Origin of the sequence: Actinophytocola algeriensis, from assembly GCF_014203735.1 — a bacterium.
Lineage (GTDB): Bacteria > Actinomycetota > Actinomycetes > Mycobacteriales > Pseudonocardiaceae > Actinophytocola > Actinophytocola algeriensis.
Genome location: NZ_JACHJQ010000005.1, coordinates 114,124 through 138,940, shown reverse-complemented (window position 1 = coordinate 138,940; position 24,817 = coordinate 114,124). Strand labels below are relative to the sequence as shown.

21 protein-coding genes are annotated in these 24,817 nt (G+C 71.8%); 10 read left to right on the top strand and 11 right to left on the bottom strand.

All coding sequences use genetic code 11. The features are described 5' to 3' along the window. The first annotated feature begins 423 nt into the window (after window positions 1-423). The 3 genes from FHR82_RS23210 (at window position 424) to FHR82_RS23200 (ending at window position 5,926) form a co-directional block, all read left to right on the top strand. Window positions 424-1,431 (top strand): hypothetical protein, encoded by a 1,008-nt coding sequence (locus tag FHR82_RS23210; protein ID WP_221464203.1) that lies wholly within the window; start codon window positions 424-426, stop codon window positions 1,429-1,431. Between the two features lie 592 nt (window positions 1,432-2,023). Then, window positions 2,024-3,001 carry a calcium-binding protein gene (locus FHR82_RS23205; protein ID WP_184812626.1) on the top strand — a complete coding sequence of 326 codons (978 nt, stop codon included), beginning with the start codon at window positions 2,024-2,026 and terminating at the stop codon, window positions 2,999-3,001. 39 nt (window positions 3,002-3,040) lie between these two features. Further along, window positions 3,041-5,926 carry an AfsR/SARP family transcriptional regulator gene (locus FHR82_RS23200; RefSeq protein WP_184812625.1) on the top strand — a complete coding sequence of 962 codons (2,886 nt, stop codon included), beginning with the start codon at window positions 3,041-3,043 and terminating at the stop codon, window positions 5,924-5,926. Here FHR82_RS23200 and FHR82_RS23195 read toward each other — a convergent pair. Continuing rightward, complete coding sequence (locus FHR82_RS23195) at window positions 5,892-6,218, bottom strand: hypothetical protein (protein ID WP_184812624.1); 327 nt, start codon at window positions 6,216-6,218, stop codon at window positions 5,892-5,894. The two genes, FHR82_RS23200 and FHR82_RS23195, sit on opposite strands and share 35 nt — an antisense overlap. Before the next feature lie 103 nt (window positions 6,219-6,321). Between FHR82_RS23195 and FHR82_RS23190 the strand changes: the two genes are divergently transcribed. After that, the gene (locus FHR82_RS23190) at window positions 6,322-7,083 is read left to right on the top strand and encodes an endonuclease/exonuclease/phosphatase family protein (RefSeq protein ID WP_184812623.1); all 762 of its coding nucleotides are present in this window, start codon (window positions 6,322-6,324) and stop codon (window positions 7,081-7,083) included. 3 nt (window positions 7,084-7,086) lie between these two features. On the opposite strand, the gene FHR82_RS23185 is transcribed toward FHR82_RS23190, so the two are convergent. Then, a complete protein-coding gene (locus FHR82_RS23185; protein WP_184812622.1) occupies window positions 7,087-8,505 on the bottom strand; it encodes a carotenoid oxygenase family protein in 1,419 nt (472 codons plus the stop codon). A 58-nt stretch (window positions 8,506-8,563) separates the two neighbouring features. Next, a complete protein-coding gene (locus FHR82_RS23180) occupies window positions 8,564-10,057 on the bottom strand; it encodes a family 43 glycosylhydrolase (RefSeq protein WP_184812621.1) in 1,494 nt (497 codons plus the stop codon). On the opposite strand from FHR82_RS23180, the gene FHR82_RS23175 reads away from it, so the two are divergent. Continuing rightward, a complete protein-coding gene (locus FHR82_RS23175) occupies window positions 10,041-10,265 on the top strand; it encodes a hypothetical protein (RefSeq protein WP_184812620.1) in 225 nt (74 codons plus the stop codon). The two genes, FHR82_RS23180 and FHR82_RS23175, sit on opposite strands and share 17 nt — an antisense overlap. A gap of 18 nt (window positions 10,266-10,283) precedes the next feature. Here the strand turns inward: FHR82_RS23175 and FHR82_RS23170 are convergent, their stop codons facing one another. Then, complete coding sequence (locus FHR82_RS23170) at window positions 10,284-11,297, bottom strand: glycosyltransferase (protein ID WP_376706438.1); 1,014 nt, start codon at window positions 11,295-11,297, stop codon at window positions 10,284-10,286. A gap of 359 nt (window positions 11,298-11,656) precedes the next feature. Between FHR82_RS23170 and FHR82_RS23165 the strand changes: the two genes are divergently transcribed. The 3 genes from FHR82_RS23165 (at window position 11,657) to FHR82_RS23155 (ending at window position 14,242) form a co-directional block, all read left to right on the top strand. Further along, window positions 11,657-12,505 carry an ANTAR domain-containing protein gene (locus tag FHR82_RS23165; RefSeq protein WP_184812618.1) on the top strand — a complete coding sequence of 283 codons (849 nt, stop codon included), beginning with the start codon at window positions 11,657-11,659 and terminating at the stop codon, window positions 12,503-12,505. 109 nt (window positions 12,506-12,614) lie between these two features. Next, window positions 12,615-13,430 (top strand): ANTAR domain-containing response regulator, encoded by an 816-nt coding sequence (locus FHR82_RS23160; protein WP_311771234.1) that lies wholly within the window; start codon window positions 12,615-12,617, stop codon window positions 13,428-13,430. A 101-nt stretch (window positions 13,431-13,531) separates the two neighbouring features. Next, on the top strand, window positions 13,532-14,242 hold the full coding sequence (locus tag FHR82_RS23155; protein WP_311771233.1) for a GAF and ANTAR domain-containing protein: 711 nt from the start codon (window positions 13,532-13,534) through the stop codon (window positions 14,240-14,242). Between the two features lie 12 nt (window positions 14,243-14,254). Here the strand turns inward: FHR82_RS23155 and FHR82_RS23150 are convergent, their stop codons facing one another. The 6 genes from FHR82_RS23150 to FHR82_RS23125 all read right to left on the bottom strand — a co-directional run bounded on the left by FHR82_RS23150 (window position 14,255) and on the right by FHR82_RS23125 (window position 20,985). Beyond that, complete coding sequence (locus FHR82_RS23150; RefSeq protein ID WP_184812617.1) at window positions 14,255-14,734, bottom strand: hypothetical protein; 480 nt, start codon at window positions 14,732-14,734, stop codon at window positions 14,255-14,257. After that, window positions 14,731-17,082 carry a molybdopterin oxidoreductase family protein gene (locus FHR82_RS23145; protein ID WP_184812616.1) on the bottom strand — a complete coding sequence of 784 codons (2,352 nt, stop codon included), beginning with the start codon at window positions 17,080-17,082 and terminating at the stop codon, window positions 14,731-14,733. The genes FHR82_RS23150 and FHR82_RS23145 overlap by 4 nt, the downstream gene beginning before the upstream one ends. Before the next feature lie 19 nt (window positions 17,083-17,101). Next, window positions 17,102-17,776 carry a DUF6766 family protein gene (locus FHR82_RS23140; protein ID WP_184812615.1) on the bottom strand — a complete coding sequence of 225 codons (675 nt, stop codon included), beginning with the start codon at window positions 17,774-17,776 and terminating at the stop codon, window positions 17,102-17,104. Window positions 17,777-17,873: 97 nt separating this feature from the next. Then, entirely contained in the window at window positions 17,874-18,263 is a 390-nt protein-coding gene (locus tag FHR82_RS23135) for a hypothetical protein (RefSeq protein WP_221464202.1), read from the bottom strand. Between the two features lie 35 nt (window positions 18,264-18,298). Next, complete coding sequence (locus FHR82_RS23130) at window positions 18,299-18,709, bottom strand: ankyrin repeat domain-containing protein (RefSeq protein WP_376706437.1); 411 nt, start codon at window positions 18,707-18,709, stop codon at window positions 18,299-18,301. An 11-nt stretch (window positions 18,710-18,720) separates the two neighbouring features. Next, window positions 18,721-20,985 carry a catalase gene (locus tag FHR82_RS23125; RefSeq protein ID WP_311771232.1) on the bottom strand — a complete coding sequence of 755 codons (2,265 nt, stop codon included), beginning with the start codon at window positions 20,983-20,985 and terminating at the stop codon, window positions 18,721-18,723. A 196-nt stretch (window positions 20,986-21,181) separates the two neighbouring features. On the opposite strand from FHR82_RS23125, the gene FHR82_RS23120 reads away from it, so the two are divergent. Then, entirely contained in the window at window positions 21,182-21,964 is a 783-nt protein-coding gene (locus FHR82_RS23120) for a hypothetical protein (protein ID WP_184812614.1), read from the top strand. 81 nt (window positions 21,965-22,045) lie between these two features. Further along, window positions 22,046-24,181 carry a fibronectin type III domain-containing protein gene (locus FHR82_RS47555; protein ID WP_184812613.1) on the top strand — a complete coding sequence of 712 codons (2,136 nt, stop codon included), beginning with the start codon at window positions 22,046-22,048 and terminating at the stop codon, window positions 24,179-24,181. Between the two features lie 6 nt (window positions 24,182-24,187). On the opposite strand, the gene FHR82_RS23110 is transcribed toward FHR82_RS47555, so the two are convergent. Continuing rightward, window positions 24,188-24,796: an HSP18 transcriptional regulator gene (locus tag FHR82_RS23110; RefSeq protein ID WP_184812612.1), complete on the bottom strand. Its 609-nt coding sequence runs from the start codon at window positions 24,794-24,796 to the stop codon at window positions 24,188-24,190. Window positions 24,797-24,817 lie beyond the last annotated feature (21 nt).

Below are 24,817 nucleotides of genomic sequence, written 5' to 3'. Positions count from 1 at the left end.
CAACCTTTGCCGGGTCCCCCGGCGGTCCGGCCAAGCCGGCGGTGATGGCTGTGCCGGGGTGGGCTGGTTTGCCGTGAAAGGCGCGTTCAGGACATCGCCGACGCTGTGAAAGGCGCGTTGAGGGCGGTGAGTGCCCTAAACGCGCCTTTCACAGCATGGCCAGTGCTGTGAAAGCGCCTTTCACGGCACAACGGGACGTCACGAGGGCGCGCGGGCGCCGGGGGGCGCAAGCCCCACACCACACCCGAGGCTGCCTGCCATCCCAGAGACCTACCCCTCCGGCGAGGAGCCGCCGGAGGCAAACCCCGTCCGGCGAGAACAAACCACGAACCCGGCCAACGCAAGTGGACACAGCACTAGGTCCACCTGCCCGCGGCGGGTGCCGGGTGCCAGGATCCCTGACGCCACCGGCATAATCGCCGCGTGGTGGTCGCGTTGACGGATCTCGTCGTGGCGGGACTCACCGCGCCCGTCACCGAGGACGAGCGTGTGGCAGCCAGCAAGCCGCCCTACCCGGTGCCGGCGGCGCGGGTCGGGCCTCGGGCGCGGCTGCTCGGTGAGCTGACCTCCCGGCTCCCGTCCGAAGGGGACGGTCCGAGGACGGTGACCAGGATCAAGGGGACACCTGTCCGCTACCGCGACGTGGTGGCCTCGCTGGGCCGTCCTGGCCGCTTCGACTTCGCCGACGCCGCCTGTGCGCTCATCGCGGTGGGCGCACTGCACGACGTCGACGCGCTCGCCGGGTTCCTGCCGTCCTACAGCGGCGCGCGACGGCAGCAGGTGCTGAACCGCCTCGCGGACGATGACCTCGCCGGGGCGCGCGCGGCGGCGGAACGGATCGGCGACGGCCTGTCGTGGGTGGGCTACCGCGACATCGGCGCCGCACTGGCCGACCGGGGTGACACCACGGAGTTCTTCCGCGACTGGAAGCGCTACGCGGCAACCCGGGACCGGCACGGCATAGCGGAACTCCGGCGCCGGTTGGTCACCGGAACGGCCCGCGCCGCCGGATGGCGCGCAGCACTGGCGGCCAGCGAGGACCCGCGGGTCGGTCCGGGCTTCGCCAGGTTCGCCTTATGCACCCTGGACATCGAAGACCTGCGACGAGTGCTGACCGGTGAGGCCGCAGGCGTGCTGTCCGAGACGGACGAACTCACCGTCCTCGCCAACGCGGTCCGGATCGCGTCCGGCCACAACCCCGGCCACGACCACCCCCACCTGGCCGAGATCGTCGATCGCATCATCGCCGTCGACCCGACCACCGACAAGGCCACGATGCGGTGGCGGGACGCGGAACTGTTCGGCCTGTGGCCCGCCTTCGGCAACCAGGCGACCCTCGACCGCGTACGCGCGGCAGTTCGCACCCCGCAGTACAGACGCGAACTCAAGCTCCTCCCCCGCAACGTCCACGAGCTGCGCCCAATGCCCTGAAAGACGCCTTCGGGACACTCGACGCCCCGATGGCCCCTTCGCAACACCCGCTGCGATGAAGGACCCCTTCGTAAGACCCGGTGTGACGAAGGACCCCTTCGTTGCGCTCACCGTGATGAAGGGGCCCTTCATGACACGGCGGATTCAACCGGTCCACGTCCTGAAAGCGCCTTTCACGGCACGAAGGCCAACCGAGCATAGGGTGGAAGCCGACCACAAAGGGGCTCCCTGCCATCCCGTCGACCTGGCGAAGCCCGATCACACCGGATCAAGGGGGCACCAACAACCCAAACCGGCAGCAAAACTCGGAACCGCCCCCTTGAGCCGGTGTGATAGCCCGAAGGGCGGTCGACGGGATGGCAGGCAGACCCGCACCCAACGCAACCAAACCACCCCCGCCACCCCGGAGACCTGCCCGTCCGGCGAGGACAAACCACACCACCGAACAAACCACCACCCGCCAACGAACCCCGTCGACCAGAACCTCCGACGACAACACAGACACCTCCGACGGCCACAACCGCGCCACAACCGAGACACAGCCGCTCTCCGGCGACCATGTGCCGTAGATCCGGCTGAGAGGGTGAAGCTGTTGTCCAGATGGGGAACTTCCGCGCGGCGGTGCGCCGCGCTCGGTGTGGCGGTACTCGCGCACGGCGTGCTGGTGGCGGGTCCCGCCGACGCGGGCACGCTGTCGGTCCAGGTGGTGGACAAGGAGCTGGTCGTGCAGGTGTCCGCCGGGCAGGCCCACCAGATCCGGGTCAAGCACAGCGACGGGTATCTCGTGGTCACCGACACGGTTCCGCTCACCGCGGGTCCGGGCTGCAAGCTCGTCTCCGAGGTCGCGGTCTGGTGCCAGGAGCAGGCGGTCGCGTCCGTCGAGGTGATCCTGGGCGCGCTGGCGGACACGTTGGCCTACCGGGGTGCGCTGCCGCTCACCGCGTCCGGTGGGGACGGCGACGACCTGCTCACGGGTGGTCTCGGACCGGACCGCCTGCTCGGTGGCGCCGGGAAGGACAAGCTGTCCGGCGGCGAAGGCGGTGACGTGCTGGTCGGTGGCGTCGGCGAGGACCACCTCTACGGCGGACCCGGCGCCGACACCGTCTACGGCGACCTGACCACGCCCCTGAGCACCTGCTCCTTCTGCGCCGACCGCCTGTACGGCGACGACGGGGACGACAGGCTGTCCGGTGGCGAGTGGCGGGACGCCTACTCGGGCGGTCCCGGCGACGACGCGCTGGTGGAACCGCCGACCGACAAGGGTGGGGGCGACTTCGACGGCGGCCAGGGCGACGACGTGATCATCGGCTCGGAGGAGGCGATGCGGGACATCATCGTCTACACGGCCCGCACGGCGCCCGTCGCGGTGGACCTGGCGGCCGGGAAGGGCGGCGAGGTTGGCGAGACCGACCTGATCAGCCACGTCGAGGACGTCCACGGCGGGTCGGGCGACGACACGATCACCGGCGACGAGAACAACAACAACCTGCAGGGCAACCTCAGCTTCGACTCCATCATCGGCGGCGGCGGGGTCGACTCCTGCGGCGGCGAGTCCATCTCCGGCTGCTGAGGTCTGTATCTGGCGGCCGGTGTGATCCTCTCCTAATGGGTGGACACCGCGTGCTCGGTTGACCTGCGCCTGCTCGGCCCGCTCGAGGCCACCGGTCCGGGTGGCGCGCTGCGCCTGTCCGGCGGCAGACAGCGCGCGCTGCTCGCACTGCTGGCGCTGCGCGCACCGGCGGTGGTGTCCCGCGCGCAGCTGGTCGACGCGCTGTGGGGCACCGCCCCACCGCCGACCGCGGTGAAGACGCTGCACAGCCACCTCGCCCGCGTCCGGCAAGCCATGGTGCCCGCCGGGCTCGGCAGCCTGCTCGTCACCGCGGGGCCGGGGTACGCGCTGCGGCTGCCACCCGGCACGCTCGACATCGACCGGTTCGCCGAACACCTGCGGGCCGGGCGGCTGGCCCTCGGCGCGGGTGACGCGGCGGGCGCGGCCGCCCGGCTGCGGGCCGGTGTCGCGCTGTGGCGCGGTGACCCGCTGGCCGACTGCCCGGTCGCGGAGTGGGGCCTGGCCGAGGTGGACCGCCTGCGGGAGGCGGGGATCGGCGCGGCGGAGGCACTCGCCGAGGCCGACCTGGCGCGCGGCGAGCACGCCGCCGCGGTGGACGACCTCGAGCGGCTCCTGACCCGCCACCCGCTGCGTGAGCGGCCGTGGGAGCTGCTGATGATCGCCCACCACCGGGCGGGCAGGCAGGCGGAGGCGCTGCGCACCTACCGGCGGGCGCGAGCGGTCCTGGTGGCGGAGCTGGGGGTCGAGCCCGGCGCGGAGCTGCGGCGGCTGGAGGCGGCGGTGCTCGCCGGTGCGGCCGAGGTGGACCCGGTCACCGCGCCACCGCGCCCCGCGCCGGTGGTCACGGCACCGGTCGCCGCGATGGCAGAGGCGCCCGGTCTGGTCGGGCGGCACCGGGAGCTGGCCGACGTGCGGCGGTTGCTGGACCGGGCCCGGCTGGTGACCTTGACCGGGCCGGGCGGCTGCGGCAAGACCCGGCTCGCGACGAGCGCGGTGACCGCGTTCCCCGCACCCGTGGTGATCGACCTGACCCCGGTGACCGACCCCGGCCTGGTGGCCGACGCCGTCGCCACCGCGCTGGGCGCGCCGGAACGGCCGGACCTGGGACGCGTCGACACGGTCGTCGAGGCGCTGTCCGGGGAACGGCTGGTGGTGCTCGACAACTGCGAGCACCTCGTGCGGGCGTGCGCCGAGCTGGTGGTCCGGCTGCTGGCCGCGTGCCCGGGGCTGACGGTGCTCGCCACCAGCCGGGAGGCGCTGCGGGTCGCCGACGAGGTGACCTACGAGGTGCCGCCGCTCGCGGTGCCCGACCCGGACGTGCCGAGAACGTTGCCGGAGCTGGCGGTGTACGACGCGGTGCGGCTGTTCCTCGACCGCGCGGCGGAACAGGGCGTGCGGGACTTCGGCGACGACGACGCGGCGGCGATCGCCCGGCTGTGCGCTGCGCTGGACGGGCTGCCGCTGGCGATCGAGCTCGCCGCCGCGCGCACCCCGGTGCTGACCCCGGCCCAGATCGTGCGCAGGCTGCGGGACCGCTTCGGCCTGCTGACCTACGGCGTGGCCGGGCCCGCCCACCACCGCACGCTGCGGGCGACGCTGGCGTGGAGCCACGACTCGCTGACCGCGGCGGAGGCCACGCTGTTCGGCAGGCTCGCGGTGTTCGCGGGCGGGTTCACCGTCGACGCGGCCGAGGCGGTCGGCGGCACGCTGGACGCCCTGACCGGGCTGGTGGCCAAGTCGCTGGTGCGGCGTCAGGGCGGCACCGGCCGGTTCACCATGCTGGAGACCATCGCCGCGTACGCCGCCGAGCAGCTGCCCGCCGACGACCCAGCCCACCGAGGGCACGCCGAGTACTTCCTCGCGCTGGCCGAGGAGGCCGACGCCGAGCCCGCCGGTGACCGGCTGCGCGAGCTGCGGGCCGACCACGACAACCTCCGCACGGCCATGGCCTGGTTCGCCTCCCGGCCCGACCCGGCCGGTGAGCTGCGGCTGGCGGCCGCGCTGTGCCGCTACTGCCACCTGCACGGGCACTACCGGGAGGGCAGGCAGTGGCTGGCCAGGGCACTGTCCAGGACCGGCGACGACCCGGCGCTCGCGAAGGCGCTGGCCGGTGCCGCGTCGCTGGCCTTGTTCGAGTGCGACTACGCCCAGGCCGCCGCGCACGCCACCGCCGGACTCGCACACGCCGCCGGTGACCACAGACTGGTCGGCAGGTTGCAGCGGCTGCTCGGATCGGTGGCGCGGGAACAGGCCCGCTACCCGGAGGCGCTGCGGTGGTACACGGCTTCGCGGGAGAGCTTCCGCGCCGCGGCGGACCTCTTCGGGGTCGCGTACTCCCACCAGCTGGCCGGCGCGACGGCGTGGCTCGCCGGTGACCTGGACAGCGCAGGCGCGCACCTGATGGTGAGCCTCACCCGCCTGCGCGAGCTGGACGACAGCAAGGGCGCCGCGTCGTCACTGGCCTACCTGGGCGCCGTGGCCCACCACCGCGGCGACGACGGCACCGCGCGGCGGCTGCTGGAAGAGGCGCTGGACACGTTCGGGCAGCTGGAGTTCAAGGAAGGCATCGCGTGGGCGCTGAACCTGCTCGGCCTGTCCGAACACGCCGAGGGCAGACCCGCCCGGGCGGCCGAACTCCTGTGCACGAGCCTGGCGCACCACCGCGAACTGGGCGACCGCTGGCGACAGGCGAGTGTCCTGGAGGCCCTGGCGGCGGTGGCGTGCTCGACCGGCGAGCCGGACCGGGCGGCGTTGCTGCTGCACCAGGCCGAGGCCATCCGCACCGCCATCGACGCGCCGGTACCCCTGGTCGAACGCGCTGCCCTGGCGGCGACGTACGAAGCAGTCGGCGTCGAGCGTGACACTGTCCAGGAGAACGACGGCGAGCTCGTCAGCGGTGCCAGCCGCGCGGTTTCGCCGGGTTGAGCACGATCCACAGGTCGGTGATCGTGGCGGCGGCCGACTGGACCGACCACAGCGACGGCGCGGCCGCGCGGCCTGCCTGGCGCAGTGCCAGGCCCCGCGTCACGCCCGGCACGCCCACGACCGGCCTGCGTGCCACCCGCACCCTGCCGTTGCCGTCGGACAGGCTGGTGACGTCCGGGGCGAGCAGCCGCTCGAGCGCGGACATGTCACCGGAGCGGGCGGCCGCGACGAACGTGGTCAGCGGCTCCCGCTGCGCCGCGGCGGGAGCCGGCGTGCGCCGCTGCCCCGTCATGTGCCCGCGTGCCCGGCTGACAGGCGTGGCCGCACCTCCGTGAAGGCCGCCGTGGCCGCCGCCGTGCTTGCCACCTCGAGGTCGGATCTGCTTGTGTGATCACGTGCGCTTCCTCGCCCGGCTCGTCGCCGTGATGTCGTTGGCCCTGTTCGGGATCGCTGTCGTCCCGCCGGGGGCTTCCGCGGCCACCACGGTGAAGGTGTTGCAGCTCAACATCTGTCACAGCGGGGTGGCCGGGTGCTTCACCGGCGAGGCGGTGATGACCAAGGCGGTGTCGGTGATCTCGTCGACCAGGCCGCAGGTCCTGTCGGTCAACGAGGCGTGCTCGGGTGATGTCGAACGCCTGCGGGCCGCGATGGGCGCCGCCCGCGCGCAGTTCGTCGCCGCGCAGCGGCCGGACGGCGCTCCGGTGCTCTGCCAGAACGGCCAGCGGTACGGCAACGCCGTCATGGTCGTCGACTCGCTCGCCGGTGGCGCCGGGGTGACCGGGCGCTACACCGCGCAGGACGGCAGCTCCGAGATGCGGGTGTGGGCGTGCCTGCCCGCCGGCGCGCTGAGCGCGTGCACGACGCACCTCTCGGCACGCAGTGGGACCACGGCGCTCGCGCAGTGCAAGGAGCTGATGACGCGCGCGGCGGGGTACACGGCCGCGGGCCCTGTCGTCGTCTCCGGGGACCTCAACCTGCGGTACCAGGGATCACCGGACGCGCAGTCCTGCAACCGGTCCGGCTTCTACCGCAAGGGCGACGGCAGCGTCCAGCACGTCTTCGCCTCGACGAACCTCACCTTCGTCAGCGGCAGGACGATCGACATGGCGGGCACCACCGACCACCCTGGCTGGCTCGTCACCGTCTCCATGTCCTGACGGTCACCACTGTTCGCGGAACTGGCCGTGGAAACCGAACGGGATGGCGTGGGGCACCGTGGCCCTGGCCAGTTCGGTGAAACCCGCCGCGTCGAGGACGAGCAGCCACGACCGGCGTTCGCGACTGTCCAGGACCACTGACAGGAGTACGCCGTCGTCCTCGGTCGTCGCGTCCGGGGCCGGGACGAAGACCGGTTCGCCCGGATAACAGTCCTCTTCCCGCCACACCGCCGTTTCCCCCGTGGTGGTGTCTACTTTCACGAGCTGGTCGAGGAAGTTCCTGCCGCCGGGGTCCAGCGCGCCGACGCCGTACGCGTAGCGGTACGGCCTGCCGTTGCGGGCGGCGTAGTTGATGCGCGGCAGTTCCATGGTCAGGTCGGAGAGGCGGCTCGACGTCACCGCGCCGGTGCCCGGGTCGACCCGGTACCGCGTGGGGAACGCCTGTGGTGCCGGGATCGCGCCGCGCATCTTGTTCAGGTACAGCGCGTCGACGGCGGTCGCGTCGTCGTAGGAGCAGATGTCGAGCACCACGTCGCCGGTCTCGGTGTCGTCGTAGGCGTTGATGTGGTGGAACGCGAAGAACGGGTCGGTGCGGTACTCCCCGCGCACCCGCCCGTCGGCGAGGTCCATCAGCACGATCCTGGTGCCCAGCTCCGGCCGCCACCGGAAGTTCTCGATGAACGGCCGGTCCCGCAGCAGGAACGACAGCGCGTTGGCCACGAACGGGTACACCACCAGCACCACGTACCGCCGCGTGATCGCGAAGCTGTGCAGGTAGCCCGGCTGCTCGGTGCGGTACGTGCCGAGCAGCACCCGTTCGAACCTGTCGGTGCGCACCCGGTGTACCCGGTACTCGCAGGTGCGGCCGAAGCTCAGCAGGAAGTTCACCGGTTCCCCGGTCGTCGGGTCCTCGTGCGGGTGGGCCGTGGTGGTGTCGCCGTCGAGGTCGTCCGCCCACGGCCGGACCCCGACGGTCGCCAGCGTCTCCGGGTCGAACTCGACCGCCAGCGGCACCTCGGTCATCGCGATCGCGGCGTCGCCGTAGTCGCCGACGTTCACGCACGCGTTCGGTGTCAGCTTGCCCTGCCACCGCGCCCGGTACCGGCTGAAGATCGACCCGCACGGGTCGGTGGCGAACTCGATGTAGCCGATGCGGCCGCGGTCACGGATCGACCGCAGGGCGGAGGTGTCGAGGAACCGGTTGCGGTAGGACACCCCGCCGCCACCGATGTCGAACCTGTGCAGCATCGCCTGTCCGTCGAACCAGTGCCGGAAGGTGGTGCCGTTGACGTCGAACAACGCGGGGCCGTTGCGCAACAGCGTGCCCGCGAGCCAGTCCGGGACGGTCCCCTGCACCGGCAGGTTCGCGATGTCGGTCTCGGTATCGAGGCTGGCGAATCCCATGACGTAGTTCGCGGGCATGCGGTTGTCTCCTCAGCCAGGCGAGATGTGCTCTCCTGACCACGTTACCATCACAGCGTTATGGATGGCGGACGGCGAAGTCGTCGAACGACGCCGCCGTGTCGTACACGCGGACGCCGTTGGCGCCGGAGACGAAGGTGCCGTCGGTGGCGGTCAGCTTCGGCGTGGTCATGTCGTCCACGTACACCGCGAGGTTCGCGCCCGACGCGGTGACGCGCAGGTGGTAGCCGCGTCCCGGCACAACGGGCAGCGCCGCGTCCGCCAGGAGGGTCCACCCGTTGTTCGCGCGGCCGAGCAGGACCCGGCCCCTCGGGCTGATGCCCGCGTAGTAGCCGCGGTAGCTGTCGGTGCCGACGGCGAGCTGGGTCACCCGGAAGACCGTGCCCGCGTCGCCACCACCGCCGGTGACCGTGACGTTCACGTCCTGGGTGAAGTCGCCGAAGTTCGTGTCCAGCAACGCCTTCCCGCCGTACGAGCGGGCCGCCGCATACCGTCCTGAATGGACAGACCAGCCACCGCCGTAGGTCTTCCACCCCAGCGCGTTGCCGTCGGCGAAGTTGTCCCTGACCCTCATGGTCACCCGCGCGATGGTGCCGTCTGCGTTGAACACCATGCGGTCGTAGGCGACCTGGCGGTGGTTGCCGTCGGTCTCCGACAGCGGCCTGCGGTGGTAGAGGATGTACCAGATGTCGGTGCCGGGCACGTTGATCACCGAGTTGTGGCCGGAACCCCTGGCGACCGCCGGGTCCTGCGCGAGCACCTTGTCCAGCCTGGTGAACGGACCGGTCGGCGAGTCGGCCATCGCGTAGGACACCGAGTAGTTCGGCCCGGTCCAGCCGCCCTCGGACCACATCAGGTAGTACTTGCCGTTCCGCTTGAACATCTGCGAGCCCTCGACGTACTCCGGCGCCGGCGTGATCTCGCGGAACGTGGAGCCGTCGGCGAACGTGTCGAGGCTCGTCATGTCCTCGCCCAGCTTGACGACGTTCGCGTGACCCCACCCGCCGTAGTACATGTACGCCTGGCCGTCGTCGTCGATGAAGACGTCCTGGTCGATCGGCTGGGCGCCGTTGTGGAACTGCCCGATCAGCGGGTGCCCCAGTGCGTCCTCGTACGGCCCTTCCGGCCGGTCGGCGACGGCTACGCCGATGCCGCCCAGCTCGTCGTCGCCCTGGATGTCGTTGGCGGCGAAGTACAGGTAGTACCTGCCGTTCCGCTCGATCGGGGCGGGCGCCCACATCGCCTTGTGCGCCCAGTCGACGCTCCCGGTGCTCAGGACGCGTTCGTGCTTGGTCCAGTTGACCAGGTCGGTCGAGGAGAACGCGTCGAGGTAGGTCTGTTCGGCGTACACCTTCGAGGTGGTCGGGAAGACCCAGTAGGTGCCGTCGTAGACGGCCACGTCCGGGTCGGCGTACCAGCCGTCGAAGATCGGGTTGCCCGCCACCGAGGTGTCGAAGTCCGGCACGTCGGCCACGGCGGGAGCCGGGGTCACGGTGCCGCACACCAGCACGGCGGCGAGGGTCGCGGTCAGGCGCGTGAGCAGGGTCGTCATCAACAACTCCAGACGCAGGGGTGAACGGAGTCCAACAACAACAAACACGAACCGACCACATTCCGTCAAGAGCGCGACAACCTCCCCGGCGTCCGCACTTCCGCACTCGTCCACCGTCGACGACGGCGAGACCGCGAACGTCAGCTACGGCAAGGAGAAGGTCGGCGACGAGTACGGCTTCGCCCTGCACACCGAACAGCGGGGCTGACGCCCTGGCCCACCCGGCTCAGGGGGTGCGCAGCACGCGCTGGTAGGCGTGCACCGCCTGCGTGGCGACGAAGTTCCACGAGTACCGCGTCTCGGCGCGGTCCCGGCCCGACGCCCCCAGCTGTTCGCGGACCACGCGCTTGCCCAGCACCGCGCGCAGCGCGGCCGCGAGCTCGCGGGGACGCCTCGGCGCCACCTGGATGCCGGTGACGCCGTGCACGACGGTGTCGGCGAGCCCGCCGACCGCGTTCGCGACGACGGCGACCCCGCAGGCCATGGCCTCCACCGCCGCGATGCCGAACGACGCGGTCCACGGGGTGCAGACGACCAGATCCGCCGAGCGCAGCAGGGTGGGCAGCTCGGCGCGCGGGACCGACCCGGCCAGCACCAGGCGGTCCGCCACGCCCAGGGTGCGTGCGTACGCGCGCAGCTCACCGGCGTGCTTGCCGTGCGCGGGTCCGCCGACGACCACCAGCTCGGTGTCGCGCAGTGCGGGCAGCGCGGCGACCGGGGTGCCGAACCCGGAACCGGGTTCGACCGAGCCCACGGAGACGATGCGGCGCGCCGCCCTGGTCTCCGCGCCCGCGCCGTCGGGGGTGAAGTGGTTCACGTCCAGCCCGTAGGGCAGGACCGACATGCGCCAGCGCGGCACCCCGGCGCGGACCAGTGCGGGCCGTTGACCGCCGTAGGGCGCGAACACGTGGTCCGCGGCGGCCAGCACCGCCGCGTCGTCGGCCGTGACGGGCGACTCATCGACGGCGTAGACGACCGGCACGCCGACGCGTCGCGCCGCCTTGACCGCGGCCGTGCCCGCGAACGTCGAACAGGCGTGCACGACATCGGGTCTCTCGGTGCGCCACCGGTCGGCGAGGACGTCGGCGAACCGCGTCACGGAGCGCTTCGACCGGTTCGGCCCCTGTTGCACCTGGAGGGCCACCTCGTGGCCCGCCACGGACAACGCGTGCGCGAGGGCGGGCAGTGGTGAGTCCTGTTCGGACCGGGTGGGGGTGTCGGCGACCATGGCGATACGCAAGGGAACCCCTAGATGAACGTCAGGCCGACCCCGGCCCGACAGCCGATGTGCCCGCGCCGACTGTTTGACGCTCCGCAGCACGCGTACCCCCGCTCCGGGCGTCGAAACCTCGCGTGCTCGGCGACCACCTGCCGATACCGCCCGCACACAGGTCAACCCGGCGACTCCCGCCGGGGACAGTTCTGGCAAAGTGACCCGAGCTGTGCACGTCCTGCCGACCAGCAGGGCGCAGCAGCGCGATCACGTACCTCGCGTCCGGGGTTCAGCAGCGTAGCGTCGGCGCCCACCCAACGATCCTTCGACAACGTGCACGGCTGACAACGTGCACGACGTGGTAAGGGGAAGCCAAGGTGCCGCAGATGCCTCCCAGTGACGAGGACTGGGTCCGGGACAAGGACCGATTCCAGGCCGACAGCCGCACGGCCGTCACCACCGGCCCTGCCCCGAAGCGGGACCACGGCGCGCCGCTGGGTCCGCTGGCGCAGCAGTTCGCCACGCTCACCTACTCGCTGCTCGACGCGACCACCACCGGGGACGTGCTCCAGCAGGTCGCCGACGCGACCCTGCACGTCGTGCCGGGGGCCGACCTCGTGAGCGTCACCCTGCGCTCCTCGGACGGGGTCTTCCACACCCCGATACAGACCGACCCGGTCGCTGCCGAGCTGGACCAGCTCCAGTACGAGCTGCAGGAAGGGCCGTGCCTGGCCGCGGCCGACTCGGCCGGTCCCGCCGTCGCGACGAGCGACAACCTCGCCACCGACGAGGCGTGGCCGCGGTTCGGGCCCGCCGCGGCCGAGCGCGGCCTGTTCGCGGTGCTGTCGACGGCCCTGCTGCCCAACGCGCGGCCGCCGCACCTGTCCGGGGCGCTCAACATCTACTCCAGGAGACCCGGCGGGCTGCGGGAGGCCGACCAGGCGCTGGCGCTGCTGCTGGCGACCCACGCCTCCCTGGCCCTGGCCCACACCACCGAGGTGACCCAGGGGAAGCTGCAGGCCGAGCAGCTGCTCAGGGCGATCGACTCGCGGGACGTCATCGGACAGGCCAAGGGCATCCTCATGGGTCGCCGCGGGCTGAACGCCGATGAGGCGTTCACCGTGCTCCGGCGCACCTCGCAGACCCTCAACGTCAAGCTCGTCGAGCTCGCCGAGACGCTCGTCAAACACGCCGACTTCGACCTGCCCGAACTCGACGACCCGCAACCTCGGTGAGTCCCGCCGGTCCGGTGGACGCCGAAGGGGTGGCACGACCGGTGGACAGGCCGTGACGGGCGTAGCGTGAAGAAACGGACCAACGAGCCCGGCGGGACGGAGCCTCACCGTGCAGGACTACGACTGGACCCAGGACAAGGCGGAATTCGTCGCCGAACCGCCGGACGCGCCGCACCCGATGTCGGGTACCCCGGACCACAGTCCGCTCGCCAGGCAGTTCGCGCTGATGACCAGGACGCTGCTGCACACCGACACGGTGGCGGGCGCCCTGGACCTGGTGATGCACACCGTCCAGGCGGTCATCCCGGACGCCGACCTGATCAGCATCACGCTGCGCTCCTCGGACGGGCGGCTGCACACGCCGCTGGAGACCGATCCGCGCGGCACCGAGCTCGACCAGCTGCAGTACCGCTACAACGAGGGGCCGTGCCTGGACGCCGCACGAAAGGAGGGCACCGCCTGCACCCACAGCGGAGACCTCGCCGCCACACCCCAATGGCCGCGTTTCGGGCCGGCCGCCGCCGACCTCGGCTTCCTCTCCGTGCTGTCGACCGCGCTGGTGGCCGACGCGAAGCCGCCGCGCATGTCCGGGGCCATGAACATCTTCTGCCGCAAGCCCGGCAAGCTCGGCGACGAGTCGACCCGCGACCGCGCCCTGCTCCTCGCCACCCACGCCTCGCTCGCCCTGGCGCACACCGAGGCGGTCCGGCTGGCCGAGCTGCGCGAGGCGGAACTGCGCAAGGCGCTCGAGACCCGGGACGTCATCGGGCAGGCCAAGGGCATCCTGATGAACCGCAGGGGCATCAACGCCGAAGAGGCGTTCGACCTGCTGCGCCGCACCTCACAGGACCTGAACATCAAGCTCGCGGAACTCGCACGCACCCTCGCCGACCGGCACACCGAGCTCGACGTGCCCGAACTCTGACCCCGCCGCGAGCAGGGCGACGGCCCGGCACCGGATGCGCGATGATGCACCCTGCCGGGGGTCAGGTGCGTTCACGTCGGAAAGCGTGGAGGTGGCGGACAGTGGGCGATCAACGTCACGAGCGGCTGTGGCGCCTGGTCACCGAGCGGCTGCCGGACCAGCGGGCGGGCACGGGCTGGGCCGGCGTGGTCTGCGCGGTCGCCGTGGAGCGGCTCGGCGTCGACGCCGCCGCGGTCACCGTGCGGACCACGGTTCGGACGCAGCAGCTGGTCGCGGCCACCGACGCGTGGGCGGAGGAGCTGGAGGAGCTGCAGTACACGCTGGGCGAGGGCCCCGGGGTCGCCGCCTTCACCAGCGGTGAGCCGGTGCTGGTCGGCGACATGGGCACGGGCAGGCACCAGTGGCCGGGTTTCGAGGGCGAGGCGGCGAGCGCGGGTGTCGGCGCGGCCTTCGCGTTCCCCCTGCAGGCCGGCACGACCTGGCTCGGCACCCTCGACCTGTACCGCCGCACCCCCGCCACACTCGACGCGGAGCACCTGGCCGACGCGGTCGCCCTCGCCGCACTGACGACGACGGCGCTGCTCGCCGACGCGGGCGGCGACGAGGTGGCGCCGTGGGCCCGCGCGGACCTCCCCGGCCACTACGACGAGGTGAACATCGCCACCGGCATGCTCGCGGGCCGGCTCGACATCAGCCTCGACGACGCGATGCTGCGCCTGCGCGCCCACGCGTTCAGCCACCACCTGCCGCTGACCGAGGTCGCCCAGGCGGTGCTGCAACACCGGATCCGGCCGGACACGTTCGCGGAGTGACCGCTCCCGGCCTCAGCTCGCCAGCACCTGGGGCGACAGGGTTTTGAGCATCGCGTTGGTCCACGTGAGCTGGCGCAGGGTCTGCGGATGGCACTTCTGCGTGAGGGCCAAGAGGTCGGTGTCCTTCACGGCCTGCGCGCCCTGGGCGACGAGCTCCCAGTCGAGCGAGACCCCGGCGGCCTTGCGGTGCAGCCTGCGCAGGTCGGCCAGCAACAGCAGCCCCGGCGCCGCGAACCGTCCGGTCAGGTCGCTGAGCTTCGCGCGGAGTGCCGCCCCTGGGCCCCGGCCGGGCAGGCCGGGATCGAGGTCCAGGTCGTACCGCCGCGCCGCGTCGGCGATGCCGCTCAGGTGGTCCGCCGACCACAGGACGAGGTCGTTGGCGACGTGGTGGATCTCGTGCTCGACGTGGTGGCGGTCGGCCACGGCGAGCAGGTCGCGGGCGAGGGAGCGCTCCGCGCGGTGCAGTTCCCGCAGCGCCAGTCCGAGTTTCATGTGACGTCTCCCCTGGTGTCCTCGTCGGGCACGCGGCTGACGGCGGCCGCGGCGGTCTTGAACAGCGGCTGCTTGGACACCGGGTCCCAGTCGGTCATGGTCAGCTCGTTCGCGGCACGGCCCGCCTTGTCACCGCCCGAGTCCGTGTCCCAGTAGCCGTAGTGGAACGGCAGGAACAGCACGCCCTCGCGGATGCCGCCGATCCGCACGCGTGCGCGGACAGCGCCGCGCGGGGTGGTGACCTCGGCGAGGTCACCCTCGCCGAGGCCCGCTGCCGCCGCGTCCGAGGGGGACATCTCGACCCACACGTCCGGTGCGGCGTCGTTCAGTTCCGGTGCGCGCCCGGTCTTCGTGCGGGTGTGGAAGTGGTAGATGGTGCGGCCGGTGATCAGCGCGAACGGGAAGTCGTCGCCGGGCGTTTCGTGCGGCGGCAGGTACTCGGCGGCCCTGATGAGTGCCTTGCCGTCGGGGTTCTCGGCCCGGTACTGGTCCGGTTCGGCTGGGGCGCCGGTGATCAGGTCGCGGCCGTAGCTCTCGCAGTAGTCGGGGTCGGCGAAGAACCTGCCGTCGGTGTAGAGCCGTTCGGTGCCGTCCGGGTTGTCCTCGTTGCACGGCCACTGCACGCCGCCCCTGGCACGGAGCAGCTCGTAGCTCAGTCCCGTGTAGTCGCACGGGCGGCCCGCGGAGGCCTTCTTCCACGCCTCGAACGCGGACTCGGGGTCCTGCCACGGCGGGAACGCCGCACCATCCTTGTCCCGGAAACCCATGCGCCGCGCGAAGTCGAGGAAGATGTCGAGGTCGGCACGTGCCTCGCCGGGCGGGTCGACCGCTTTGTCCGACAGGTGCACGGTGCGGTCGGCGTTGGTGAACGTGCCGGTCTTCTCACCCCAGATCGCGGCGGGCAGCACCACGTCGGCGAGCGCGGCGGTCTCGGTGAGGAACGCGTCCTGCACCACCAGGAACAGCCGGTCCTGCCCGAGCACCGCCCGGACGCGGGACAGCTCCGGCAACGACACGGCGGGGTTCGTGGCCGACACCCACAGGAACCGCAGGGTGCCGTTCTCGGCGTACCGCATCAGCTGCATGAGGTGCGTGGGCGGGGCGTAGTGCGGGATCTGGCCGACGTCGAGGTTCCAGAGGTCGGCCAGTTCGGCGACGTGCGCGTCGTTGGCCCAGTTGCGGAACCCGGTCAGGTCACCGTCCGCGCCGCACTCCCTGGTGTTCTCGGCGGTGGGCTGGCCGTTCATCTGCAGCACACCGCACCCCGGGCGCCCGAGCATGCCGCGCACCAGCACGACGTTGTTCACCTGCACGGACGCCGCCGACGCCTGGTGGGACTGGTAGAACCCCTGCAACACCGTGCACAGCAACCGCTCCGCGTGCCCGAGCAACGCCGCGGCTTCGCGGAGCTGTCCTTCCGCCACCCCGCAGATGGACGCGACCCGGTCCGGCGGGTAGTCGGCCACCATCGCCTCGAGGTCGGCGAACCCGACCGTGCACCGGTCCACGAACTCGTGGTCGACCCAGTCGTTCGCGAGGATCTCGTGCAGCAGTCCGTTCATCAGCGCGAGGTTGGTGCCGGGCATCGGTGCCAGGTGGACGGTCGCGGCCTTCGCGACCTCGGTGGTCCTCGGGTCGACGCACAGGAGCGCGGGCGGGTTGGGACCCGCCAGCCGGTCCAGCACGCGCGTCCACAGCACGGACTGCGTCTCGGCCATGTTGTGCCCGAACAGGGCGATCACGTCGGCGTGGTCGACATCCGTGTAGGACGCGGGCTGGCCGTCACACCCGAAGGACGTCTTCAGCGCCGCCGCCGCGGTCGCGGTGCACAGCCTGGTGTTGCCGTCGAGGTGGTTGGTGCCGACGCCGCCGTGCGCGATCGCGGCGAGGGTGTAGTACTCCTCGGCGAACAACTGACCGCTCGTGTAGAAACCCAGCGCGCTCGGCCCCTGCTCGGCGAGCAACCCCTTGGCGTGGTCGGTGATCCGCGTCATCGCCTCGTCCCAGGTGGACGGTCGAAGGGTACCGTCGCGGCGGACGAGTGGCGTCGTCAGCCGGTCCGCGCTGTTGCCCGCCTGCCAGCCGTACAGGTCCTTGACGTCGAGGCGGCCGTGGTTGACCCGGTCGTCCGCACGACCACGGACCCCGACGATCCGCCCGTCCCTGACCGCGAGCTCCATGCCGTCGCCGTTGGAGTGCAGCACGGCCGCGGTGGGCACCCACCGGTCGACGTCGTCCTCGGTCAGGCCGTCGGCGAGGTGGCCGTCGACCCGCACCGGCCACCGCTCACCCGGCCCGTACGGGGTGCGCGCGCCCCAGGGGTCCGTGATCGCGTCCCGCTCCGCCATGTGCCGTCCTCCTGCCTCGTCAGCCGGTCTCGTCGGTGATCACGTGTGGTGCGCCGACGGGTTTGGACTCGGGTGACCCGCGCTGGCGGAGGTAGATGCTGAGCACCGCCATCGAGCCGATGGCGAGGAATTCCGACTGCCAGTTCTGCAGCGTGCGGTTCCAGAAGTCGGCGCTGCCGACGTACTGCAGCCAGCCGACCGCGTCCTCGTGCGCGGCGAACTGGTCGGCGTTGTACACGACCAGCCCGGCGATGGACTGGGCGAGCCACGACAGCAGGAACAGCCCGCCCATCACGAGCCCCAGCGAACTGGAGAACACCGTGGTGCGCCAGCCACCCGCGCGAGCCCACTTCGGTGAGTCCTCTGTGGAGTGTTCGCCGACTTCCTGTTGCTCGTCGGTTTCCCTGCCGATCCGGCTCGGCGGCTTGGACTCCGGCGACCCGCGCTGGACCAGCCACACGGTCAGCAGGAGGTAGAGGAAGAACTGCAGGTACTCGGACTGCCAGTTCTCGGCCACGTCGACGGCGAAGTCGCTGGAGGTGACGTACTGGCCCAGCGAGACGGTCGGCCCACCGTCGACGACCTGCTGGTTGTTGTAGTCGGCCTGCCCCGAGATCGCCTGCCCGACGAGCGAACCGAGGAACAGCAGCCCGAAGACGATGCCAAGACCGTTGTCCCGCAGAGTCCGTTTCACCCGTGCCCCCTAGAGCCGCAGCAGCCCGACGACGATGAAGTACGCCAACCCGAGGAGCACCCCGGCGAGGTAGATCACGAAGATCGGATGGCGCATCTCAGCCCCCCACCAGGCAGCGGTAGGGCGCGTCCCGCTCCGGTTGACAGCCCGCGGCCGATACCAGCCAACCGGACTCGAACTCCGTCAGGAACAACGCACCCGCGTCGGTGTCGACCTTGGCCCATTCGGACCACGTGTCCGAACCGGCCACCGTCCCGGTCAGCTCGCCGGCGGGCAACGACTCCTCGCACGGACCGTCGCTGGTGACGAGGTCCTCGCGGGTACGCGGGCTCAACAGTGCGCACGCGGCCGCCGTGTCACCGTCCGCGGCGGCGCGCAGGAACCGCGACGCGGTCTCCGCCGCGTCGTTCCGGGGGCCTTCCGCGGCGCAACCTGCCAGCACGGTGGCACAGACCAGCGCACAGGCCACACCCAACCTGGTGTCCACGGGCACCGGGTTACCAACAGCGTTGATCTCAAACCTCAGGTCGTCCCGTTCACCCCTTGCGTGTCGAGAAGCGCCGACATTTCCGGTAGGTCGAAGAAGCGCGCGATGTCCAGTGCGGAACGGGCGCCGAGAGCCGGGTCGGCACCCGCGGCGAGCAGATCGGCGACGGCCCGCTCGGAACGGCGGAAGACGGCCGCCCCGAGCGCAGTCTGTCCCCGGTCGTCGACCCGCGCGGTGTCGGCACCCCGCTCGAGCAGCGCGCGCACCGTGTCCGGGTGGTCGTGGTACGCGGCCAGGATGAGCAGGGTGTCGCCCGCCTCGTTGGTGAGGTTCACCGGGATGCCCGCGTCGACCGCCGCGGCCAGCTGCTCCGTGGCGCCGCCGCGGGCGAGGTCGAACATCTCGCGGAGGAACGCGAGCTCGTCCTCGGTGAGTGCTTCGGTCACGACCGGCCCCTTCAGGAGATCGTCGCGGGGAACCGTTCCCACACGCGGTGGGCGGCGAGCAGTTCCGCCATCTTCGTCAGCACGTTCGTCGGCTCGTCGTCGAGCACGATGCCAGGCCCCGTGGTACACCCGGCGGCCTCGAGCGCGGCGCGGCCACCGCGCCACGCACCGATCGCCTTCGCGTGGCGGTGGCACTCCTGGACCATGAGGACCACGCGCGGATCGACGGCACCGCCCGGTGCGCCCGCCTTCGCGTCCCGTGCGGGCACCGCGTCCGGCCCGGGCGGCGGGCTGCCCGCGAGGATCAGGGCGTCGAACTCGACCGACCGGGCGGTGAGGAACGTACGCTGGGCGACGAGCCCGCTGTCCGCGTCGAGCGGACCGCCGGTCGGCGCGATCAGCAGCGGCACCATGCTCGCCGCCAGGATGGTCTCCCGGACCGTCCGCACGCCGTCGAGGTCGGCCGGGTCGACGACGATCCCGATGATGCGCCCGTCGGTCGGCCACGTCTGCCCCACCTGGGACAGGGCCGGGCTCGGCACGACCCTCCTCGGCCGCCCGGTGGCGCTCGGCGCCGGCAGCCCGAGACCCTGCGCGACCTCCTTGCACAGCACGGGGTCCACGTTGGCCAGCACCATCAGCTGGCGTTCCTTGACCGCCTGCTCGTAGCACTTGCCGAGCTCGAAGGTGAACGCACGCACGACGTGTTCCTTCTCCACCGGTGACAGGCTCTGCCAGAACAGCCTCGGCTGCGTGTAGTGGTCGGAGAACGACGTCGGCGACTGCCGGACCTTCACGGACTTCGCCAGCGGTTGCGCCACCTCCACGAACGGCCGGTCCTCCGGGCGCGCCTCGAAGGGGTTGCCGCCGTCGAGGGTGTTCGGCTTGTACGGGGCGACACCGGCGTGCACCGCGTGCTGGTGGAAGCCGTCCCGGAACATGTCGTTGACCGGCGCGTGCGGGCGGTTGATCGGGATCTGGTTGAAGTTCGGCCCGGCGAGCCTGGTCAGCTGGGTGTCGAGGTAGGAGAACAGCCGTGCCTGGAACAGCGGGTCGTCGGTGACGTCGATGCCCGGCACCAGGTTCCCGAGGTGGAACGCGACCTGCTCGGTCTCCGCGAAGTAGTTCATGGGGTTGCGGTTGAGCGTGAGCATCCCGATCGGCTGCACGGGTGCGAGCTCCTCCGGCACGATCTTCGTCGGGTCGAGCAGGTCGATGCCCTCGAACGTCTGGCGCGGCGTGTCCGGGAGGACCTGGACGCCGAGCTCCCACTGCGGGTACGCGCCGGACTCGATGGCGTCGGCGAGGTCGCGGCGGTGGAAGTCCGGGTCGAGGCCGCTGATCATCTGCGCCTCCTCCCACACCAGGGAGTGCACGCCCAGCTTCGGCTTCCAGTGGAACTTCGCGAGCGCGGTCTCCCCCGCCTCGTTGACGAGGCGGAAGGTGTGGACGCCGAAGCCCTCCATCGTCCGGTAGGACCGGGGGATGCCGCGGTCGGACATGTTCCACATGACGTGGTGGGTGGCCTCGGTGTGCGTCGAGACGAAGTCCCAGAACGTGTCGTGCGCGCTCTGCGCCTGCGGGATCTCCCGGTCGGGGTGCGGCTTGCCGGCGTGGATGACGTCGGGGAACTTGATCCCGTCCTGGATGAAGAACACCGGGATGTTGTTCCCGACCAGGTCGAAGTTGCCTTCCTGGGTGTAGAACTTCGTCGCGAACCCCCGCGTGTCGCGGACGGTGTCGGCCGACCCGCGCGACCCGAGGACCGTCGAGAACCGCACGAACACGGGGGTCTCGACCCCATCGCCGAGGAACGCGGCCTTGCACACGTTCGCGGCGCTGCCGTAGCCGACGAACACGCCGTGCGCCCCGTAGCCACGCGCGTGCACGACCCGCTCGGGGATCCGCTCGTGGTCGAAGTGCATGACCTTCTCGCGCAGGTGGTGGTCCTGCAGCAGCGTCGGGCCCCGCTCCCCCGCCTTCAACGAGTGGTCGGTGTCGTACAGCCGCGCGCCCGCCGACGTGGTGAGGTACTCGCCCTGCTGCCCCTTCGCCTGCTTGGGGGCACCGGTCGGCGCACCCGTCGGCGTCACCGTCTCCGGGCCGGTCTGGTCGTGCTTGGGCGGCAGCGGACCACGTGGCTCGGTCGGTTCGTCGAGGGATGGCGGCTCGCTGTTCGGGGCACCGGGAATCGGCGGGTTCACCATTTCGGTGACTTTCTCGACCGCCTTCTCAAGGGCTGCCTTGACGAGCTTGCCCGGCTTCTTGGGGGCCACTGGGTTCCTCCTCGTGATGGGACGTGCCAGAGGCAGTACCCACGCATCCGGCCCCTACTCCCCGCGAGGGGTCGCGACCGGCCGCCAGGAACATTCCGGGGCCCGCCGCCTACCGACCGGTGTCCTCTGTGGAACCGAAGTGGCCACCGCCCCCTCCAACCCCGCGACAGATCACCTTTTCCGGAGGGGGCAGGCCGTGGACGTGCCTTATGACCACATCGAGGACTTCGCCGATGGCGCGAGCGACGACGAGCTGACCGTCGACATCGACGGCGAGGAGTACGTCGTCGAGGAGAACTTCGACTTCGACGGCGACGGCAAGAACGACACCGCGGTGGTCGAGACGGAAGACGGCGGCGCGATCGCGTTCGCGGACACCGACGGCGACGGGGTGGCCGACGTGGCGGTCGAGTTCGACGCGAACGGCGACGTGGTCACCGGCGCCGAGTACGACGGGACCACCGGCGAGTGGCACGAGGAGGACGTCGAGGCACTGCCGACCCCGACCGGCGACGGCACGGACGACGGCACCGACGACAGCACCGACGGCGGCACCTACGACGACACGGACGACGACACGGACGACGACACGGACGACGACACGGACGACAGCACGGAAGGCGGCACGGACGACAGCACCGGCACCGACGCCCCGGACGCGGACTACGAGGCAGGCGAGGACGACATGACCGTCGACCTGCCCGGCGAGGACGTGAACGCGGGCCCGGCCACCTACGACACCGACAGCGACGGCAAGAACGACACCGCCGTGGTGGCGGGCGAAGACGGCACGACGTACGTGTTCACCGACACGAACGACGACGGCCAGGCCGACGAGGCCGCCGTGATCACCCCCGACGGCGACGTCACGATCGCCTCCAACACGGGCGACGACGAGTGGGTCGTCATCGACGAGGGCCACCTCAACCCGGATGGCTCCTACGACTCCGACGACCAGCACGCGGCCGCCCACGGCTGACAGCGGGTGTGGCCGCAACCGGGCTGTCCGGTTGCTGCCACGGATTGGTCTTTCGCCGAGGACTACTTCTACCGTGTGGGCATGACTCCGAAGGCACGTCTCGCTACGTGGCGTGCTCGCCTCCCGGTCGTGGCGGTGGTCGTGGCGTGTGTGGCCGCGGTGGTCGCCGCCGTGACCGGCGCGGCGAACCCGGTGTCCGCCGTGCAGTTCCTGCTGCCGGGCCACTGGGTGTACAACTCCGCGCTCGGCGCGGTCTTCCACGTCGACGGCTCGACCGGGGACGTCGACGCGCGGGCCGACGTCCCCGGCAGCGCCGGTGACCGGGTCTACCAGGGCGACACCAGCGGTTACGTGGTGGGCAGCTCGCGGGTCACCGAGTTCGGCAAGTCCAGCCTCGAGGTCGAGGAGACCCGCACCTCCGAGTCGCGGAGCATCCCGGTCGGCGTGGAGACCACGGGCGGCCCGTACCTCGTCTACCAGCAGGAAGGCAAGGTCGCGCGGCTCGGTGAGCCGTCCATCGCGGTGTCGCTCGGCGGCCCGGTCGGTGTGCCGGTCGCCACCGGCGACGGCACGCTGTGGCTGCCGAGGACCAGCGCCGGGCTGCTGTGCGAGCTGGCGGCCGGGTCGACGGCGCCGTCCTGTTCGATCGCGCTGCCCAAGGGCCACGGCGGCGCGCTGACCGTGGTCGGCGACCGGCTCATGTTCGTCGACACCACCGCCGACACCGTGCACGCGGTGGCCGACGACGGGCTCGGCCCCGCCCGGGACCTCGGCGTGGACGTGTCCGAGGACGCGCGGCTCGCGTCCACCGACGTCGCGGGCCGGGTCGCGATCCTCGACGGCCGCACCATGCACCTGGTCGACACCGCCGACGACCGGGTGGCCGACCCGGTCGAGGTGGCGCTGCCGGACGGCGACTACGACGGCCCGGTGTCCACCGGCGAGGTGGTCGCGGTGGTCGACAAGAAATCCGACACGCTCACCACGTACGACAGCGAGGGCCAGCCCCAGGAGTCGAGGACCCTGCCCGCCGAGACGGGCGACCCGCACATCACCCGCGGTGAGGACGACCGCATCTACGTGGACGGCGCCGAAGGCGAGCACGTCGTCGTGGTCGACAAGGACGGCGAGCTGACCGACGTGCGGATCACCGGCGGGAAACCCGGCGAGGGGGCCCCGCCGCGCGGTGGCGCCGAGCAGGGCGAGCCACCGGGGGGAGGAAACGAGCCGCCGACGCGGACCCCGGACCCCGGACCTCGGCAACCACCACCCACCCAGGACCGGGAGGAGACGCAGCCGCCGCCCCGGCGGGAGCCGCCACCGCCGCCACCGCCGCCACCCGCTGTCCCGGCGTCCCCGCCGGGTGCGCCGACCGGCGTGAACGCGACCGCGGGCGACTCGACCGCGACGGTCAACTGGGGTCCCGCCCCGGACAACCGCGCACCGGTCACCGGCTACACGATCACCTGGGCGGGTGGCCGGACGACCGCGGGCCCGGGCGCCAGGACCGCGAACATCGGCGGTCTGGCCAACGGCACGAGCTACGTGTTCACCGTGGCCGCGGCCAACGCGAAGGGCACCGGCCCCGGCGCGTCGGCCAACCCGGTTATCCCGGCGCCGCCGTTCCGGGCCGCCTCGGCGCCGACGAACCTCACCGCGGACAACGACACCGCGGGCTCGACCGTGACCGCGAACTGGGCCGCGCCCGCCGACATGGGCACCGGCCCGCTCCTGCACTACGTGGTGGAGGTCGTGGGGGTCCGGCAGCTGACGGTCACCGGCACGTCGATGATGCTGAACGACGTCCAGATCGACCAGGAGCTGACCATCACGGTCACGCCGGTCACCACGGACCCGGCCGGGCGGCAGGTGCCTGGCCAGTCCGCGACGATCATCACGGGCCAGCCTCCCGGTGCCACCGCGAAGGTCAACCTGAGCCGCGGTCCCGCGACCACCCAGCACTGCGGCGCGCTGCCCGGCTGCGCGTGGATGCACGTCGAGCTGGTCGGGTTCCCGCCGAACGCCCAGATCTTCGTGGACCCGCAGTCGACCGAACCGGGCTACTCGAACGAAGGCCACACGTTCACCACGGACGCCAACGGCTACGCGGTCGACAACCAGTTCGCCTACGCGGGCATCGGGAAGACGGTCCACGTCAACGCCGACCTGGACGGCGAGACCATCCGCTCGAACGACGTCTACTGGGAAGCCGCCTGACGCGGGTCAGGTGTTGCGTGTGCGGCGGTTGCCGACGGCTTCCTGGCGCAGTTGCTCGGCCTGGTCGCTGATCGCGTCGAGTCGTGCGGAGAGGCCTGCGTGCTCCGGTGACAGCTGTCCGCGAAGGGCGGCCAGGTGTGGCAGCAACGTCGCGACGTCGTCGTCGCCCAGGGCCGAGCCGACCCGGTCGGCGGTGTCGCGCGCCGCGGTGTCCAGGCCGGTCAGGGCGCTGACCTGGCCGGCGACCTGCCGCAGCACAGCCGAGTTGCGTCGCGCCCAGTCGGCCACCGCGCGGTCGCCCGCACGGCGGTCCCGCTCCGCGTCGACACGGGCCTCGCCCGTCCGCTCCCCCGTGGCGGACGGCTGCAACCGCAGGAACCGCCGCTCCGCGGCCTGTCTGCTCGCCACCCCGAGCGCGGGCGCGAGCGCGGCCCAGCTGAGCCCGCCCGTCCTCGCCACCGCGATCAGTTCCGGTTCCCACTCGCCGAGCTGCTCGCGCACCGAGCGCAGCGCGGCCAGCGCGGCGAGGAGCCGGGCAGGCTCCACGTCGCCGCGTCGGGCCGCCAGCACGACGTCGTGCACATCCCGCACGGTCCTGGCCGGGTCCACGTCCATGTGTCATCCCATCGACGACTT

Bases quoted from the DNA above. Each gene is read 5' to 3' on its own strand.
- FHR82_RS23150 (WP_184812617.1), bottom strand. From the start codon at position 14,734: ATGAAACTCGGACTGGCGCTGCGGGAACTGCACCGCGCGGAGCGCTCC.
- FHR82_RS23110 (WP_184812612.1), bottom strand. From the start codon at position 24,796: ATGGACGTGGACCCGGCCAGGACCGTGCGGGATGTGCACGACGTCGTG.
- FHR82_RS23145 (WP_184812616.1), bottom strand. From the start codon at position 17,082: ATGGCGGAGCGGGACGCGATCACGGACCCCTGGGGCGCGCGCACCCCG.
- FHR82_RS23165 (WP_184812618.1), top strand. From the start codon at position 11,657: ATGCCTCCCAGTGACGAGGACTGGGTCCGGGACAAGGACCGATTCCAG.
- FHR82_RS23185 (WP_184812622.1), bottom strand. From the start codon at position 8,505: ATGCCCGCGAACTACGTCATGGGATTCGCCAGCCTCGATACCGAGACC.
- FHR82_RS47555 (WP_184812613.1), top strand. From the start codon at position 22,046: ATGACTCCGAAGGCACGTCTCGCTACGTGGCGTGCTCGCCTCCCGGTC.
- FHR82_RS23180 (WP_184812621.1), bottom strand. From the start codon at position 10,057: ATGACGACCCTGCTCACGCGCCTGACCGCGACCCTCGCCGCCGTGCTG.
- FHR82_RS23195 (WP_184812624.1), bottom strand. From the start codon at position 6,218: ATGACGGGGCAGCGGCGCACGCCGGCTCCCGCCGCGGCGCAGCGGGAG.